General features: G+C 72.4%; 2 protein-coding genes. One reads left to right on the forward strand and one right to left on the reverse strand.

Going from position 1 to position 3927, the window contains the following annotated elements:
• On the forward strand, positions 1-485 hold a 485-nt coding region (locus G5C60_RS49825; protein WP_165270801.1), incomplete at its 5' end, for an NPCBM/NEW2 domain-containing protein.
• Positions 486-500: 15 nt separating this feature from the next.
• Here the strand turns inward: G5C60_RS49825 and G5C60_RS49830 are convergent.
• Positions 501-3884: a BTAD domain-containing putative transcriptional regulator gene (locus G5C60_RS49830; protein WP_165270803.1), complete on the reverse strand. Its 3384-nt coding sequence runs from the start codon at positions 3882-3884 to the stop codon at positions 501-503.
• Positions 3885-3927: the final 43 nt, after the last annotated feature.

A 3927-nucleotide genomic window follows, 5' to 3' on the forward strand; every position in this document is an offset into this window, starting at 1 on the left:
CCCCGAAGCCGACGCCGCCCCCGCCTGCCGAGCCCGCGCCGCCTCCGGCCCCGGCGGACTACCGGTGGAACGAGCTGGAGTACGGCGTCACCGGCGATGGCACCGAACCCGAGATGCGGCTCGGCGAGAGCAGCTGGGTCTGGCAGCGGTACGGCATGTCGATCAGCGACAAGCGGTACGCGGATGGTGTCACCGTGCACGGTTCGTCCTCGGTCACCATCGATCTCAACCGCACGTGCTCTTCGTACGACGCGAAGGTCGGCGTGGACGACATGACGATGGGGCTCGGGCAGGTGCGGTTCTCCGTGTACGCGGACGGGGTGCCGATGTGGCGGTCGCCGCTGATCCAGGGGGGCGAGCCGGCGGTTCCGGTGCAGGTGAACCTGACTGGGAAGCAGACGGTCCGCCTGGTCGTCGAGCCGCACACGCCGTTTGATTCGACAGCGTTGGCGGACTGGGCGGAGTCCCGGTTCCGGTGTCGGTGACAGTGCTGGTCGCTGCTACTCGCTCGTCGCCTCGGTGAGTTCGCGCAGGACGTCGTCCGCGGTGAACGTGGCGCCGGTGGCGCGCTCGGCCTCGTAGCGCTCGGGGCCCAGTCCGGCCAGGGCCTCGGCCTCGATGCGCTCGGATTCCAGGCGTTCCGGCAGGGGGCGGGGGCGGTCTCCGAGCCAGCGGGATCCGGCGGCGAGCAGCCGGACCGCGCGCGGATGGTCGCCGCGCTCGGCCAGGACGTGCGCCGCCGTGTCGGCCAGTGCCGCGAGGACCACCTCCGCGGAGTGCCCGGCCACGGCCTCGCGCAAGGCGTCGGCCAGCTTGAGCAGAGCTCGTTCGGGGCCCGACTCGGCGAGCATGAGGAGAGCGTCGATGCCGTTGAGCGCGGCCATGAACTGCGGGGGCGGTGTGCCACGGGCCGTCTCCACGCGGGCCGCCTCGCACAGCTCGCGCGCCCGCTCGAACTCCCCGTCGTCGAGGGCCATTTGGGCCCGCATCAGGAGAACGAAGGCCACGGAGTCGGGCACCGCGTAGCGCTCACCCACCGCGTTCGCCTCGTCCAGGGCGGCGAGCGCGGCGGCACGATCGCCCGCGCGGTACGCGATCTCGCCGAGCCGGGCGATCAGGAACGGCGTCTCCGCCCACGCGCCCACCTCGCGGGCGAGCCGCAGCGCCTCCTCGTACTCCTCCTTCGCCTCCTCGAAACGGCCGCGCGCCATGGCCGCCTCGCCGCCCGCGCTGCACACCTGGGCGCGCATCCAGCGGTCACCCGCGCGTGAGGCGATGACGCGCAGCTCCGCGAGGTCCTCGTCGACGCCGTGCATGCCGCCGGGTGTGTCGACGGCCATGTGCGTACGGAACATCAGGGCGACGCCGATCTCCCAGTCGCCGCCGTACGCCCGGCAGTTGGCCAGCGCGGCGTCAAGGGCGGATCGTGCTTGCTCCGGACTGCCCAGGATGTGCCATATGAACGGCCAGGTGATCCCCGGGAACCGTGCCGCGTCCGGACCGCCCTGCGCCATCGCGTCCCGCACGTGCACGGCATACGGCAGCAGCCGTTCGTCCTTGAGCCCGTCCATCCCCAAGTCCGCCACCAGGAAGAGATGCAACATCCGCAGTTGCATCCGCAGGCTGTGCAACGGGTGGCCCTTCTCGGCTTCGGGATCGGCGAGGTAGACGTCCAGGGAGTCGGTGGTGTCGAGGGTGAGCACAGGCGCGCCGCAGACCGCGTCCGCGGATGTGCGTCCCTTTCCGGCTCGTGCGTCGAGTGTCGCTCCGAGGCGCAAGGCCCGTTCCGTCCAGGTCGCGCCCTCCCGGCGGAAGTTGCGCAGCCACCAGAACCAGCCCATGGCCAGTACCAGGGCGGCGGATTCGTCCTCGTCGGCGGCGAGGATGCTGCGGTGGAGGGCGGAGCGGATGTTGTCCAGGTCGGTTTCCAGGCGGCTGATCCATGGGAGTTGGTCGGCGGAACGGAGGCGTGGCTCGGCCTCCTCCACGAGGGCGCGAACCCACGCGCGGTGTCGGCGCTCGGCCGCGGCGCGCAGTTCGGGGATCTCGGCGGCGCGCTCGGTGGCGTACTCGTGGATCGTCTCCAGCATCCGATAGCGCATGCCCGCGAAGCCCTTCCGCTCGTACGGCGTCGCGACGATCAGGGACTTGTCGACGAGCGCCCCGATGAGGTCGGCCACGGGCCCCGTGCACACGGCCTCCGCGGCCTCCAGGTCCCAGCCGCCCGCGAAGACGGAGACCTCGCGCAGGACGGTCCGCTCCCGCTCGTCGAGGAGGTCCCAGGACCAGTCGACGACGGCTCGCAGGGTCTGCTGGCGGGGCAGGACCGTACGACTTCCCGAGGTGAGGAGCCGGAAGCGGTCGTCTAGGCGGTCGGTGATCTGTCGCGGGGTGAGCATGCGCAGCCGGGCCGCGGCCAGTTCGATGGCCAGGGGCAGTCCGTCGAGCCGGCGGCAGATCTCGTCGACGGCCCCGGGGTCGTGGGCCACATCGGCGTCGGCGTCGGGGCGTGCGACCGCTGCGCGCTCCATGAAGAGGCGGTGCGCCGGGTCGGGGGGCAGGGGCTCGACCGGGCGCACGGACTCGCCCGGCACACCCAGGGGTTCGCGGCTGGTGGCGAGGATCGTGAGCCCCGGGCAGTGGGTGAGGAGGGTTTCGGCGAGCTCTGCCGCCGCGTCGATGACATGTTCGCAGTTGTCAAGGATCAGGAGTTGGCTGCGCGGGGCGCAGTACTCGATGAGCAGCGCGACCGGGTCGTCCTGCGCCACCGCCATCTCGTTCGTCATCAGTACGGTCTCGCGCAAACCGAGGGCACTGACGACCGCGCCTGCCACCGCCTCCGGCCGGTCGAGCGGGGCGAGCTCGGCCAGCCATGCCTGCGGAAGCCCGGCGGCGGCTTCCTCGGCGAGGCGGGTCTTGCCGGAGCCGCCCGGTCCGGTGAGGGTGACGAGGCGGGCCCTGTGCAATTCGAAACGGATGGCTTCGAGTTCGGGTTCCCGTCCTACGAAGGAATTCAGGCGGGGGCGGATGTTTCCGGTTCGCTCGGCTCTCGGGGTGGTGGTGTTCGCGTACGGGGTTGGTGTGGGTGTGCTTGCCGGTGCCGGTGCCGGTGCCGGTGCCGCCGCCTGTGCCTGCGTCGGCGTCGGCGTCGGTCGTGGGGTCAGCAACTGCGCGTGCAGGGCTCGTAGTTCCGGGCCGGGGTCCGTGCCCAGGCCGTCGGCAAGGGCGCGGCGGGCCGATTCGTACGCGGCCAGGCCGTCCGCGTTTCGGCCCGTGTCGCGCAGGGCGCGGATGAGGAGGGCGTGCAGGGGTTCGTCGTACGGGTGGGCCTCGGTGAGCTCTCTCAGCTCCGGTACGGCGTCGTCGGCGCGGCCGAGTCGCAGATCCGCCTCCACGCGCGCGCGTGTGGCCTCCTGGCGCAGGGCCTCCGGGCGGGTGGCCGCAGTGCGGTCGGGGAGGTCGGCGAGGGCGGGGCCGCGCCACAGGGCGAGTGCCTCGCTCAGGGTGCGGGCGGCTTCGGCGGCGGCGGAGGCGTCGGCGGAGGCCTCTGCCAGGGCCGCCTTGCCCTCTCGGACGAGGCGCTCGAAGACGAACAGGTCCACGTCTTCTGGGGTGGCGTTGAGGCGGTAGCCGCCCGTTTCCGAGGTGATCGCCTCCTTGCCGAGGGCTCGGCGGAGGCGGGCGACGAGGGCCTGGAGGGCGGCGGGGGCGTCGTGCGGCGGGTCGTCCGACCAGACCTCGTCGATGAGGGTGTCCGGTGTCGTCGCGCGGTTCGGCCTCAGGGCGAGGGCCGTCAGGAGGGCGCGGAGGCGGGGACCTCCTAGGGGTACGGCGGTGCCGTGGTCGTCCTCGGCCTGGGTGACGCCCAGAATTTTGTACCGCACCGGGCCATTCTCGCCGGGGGCTGCCGCCGGGGCGGGCTTTTTC

The sequence above is a fragment of the Streptomyces scabichelini genome (assembly GCF_011045015.1).
GTDB classification, from domain to species: Bacteria; Actinomycetota; Actinomycetes; order Streptomycetales; family Streptomycetaceae; genus Streptomyces; species Streptomyces scabichelini.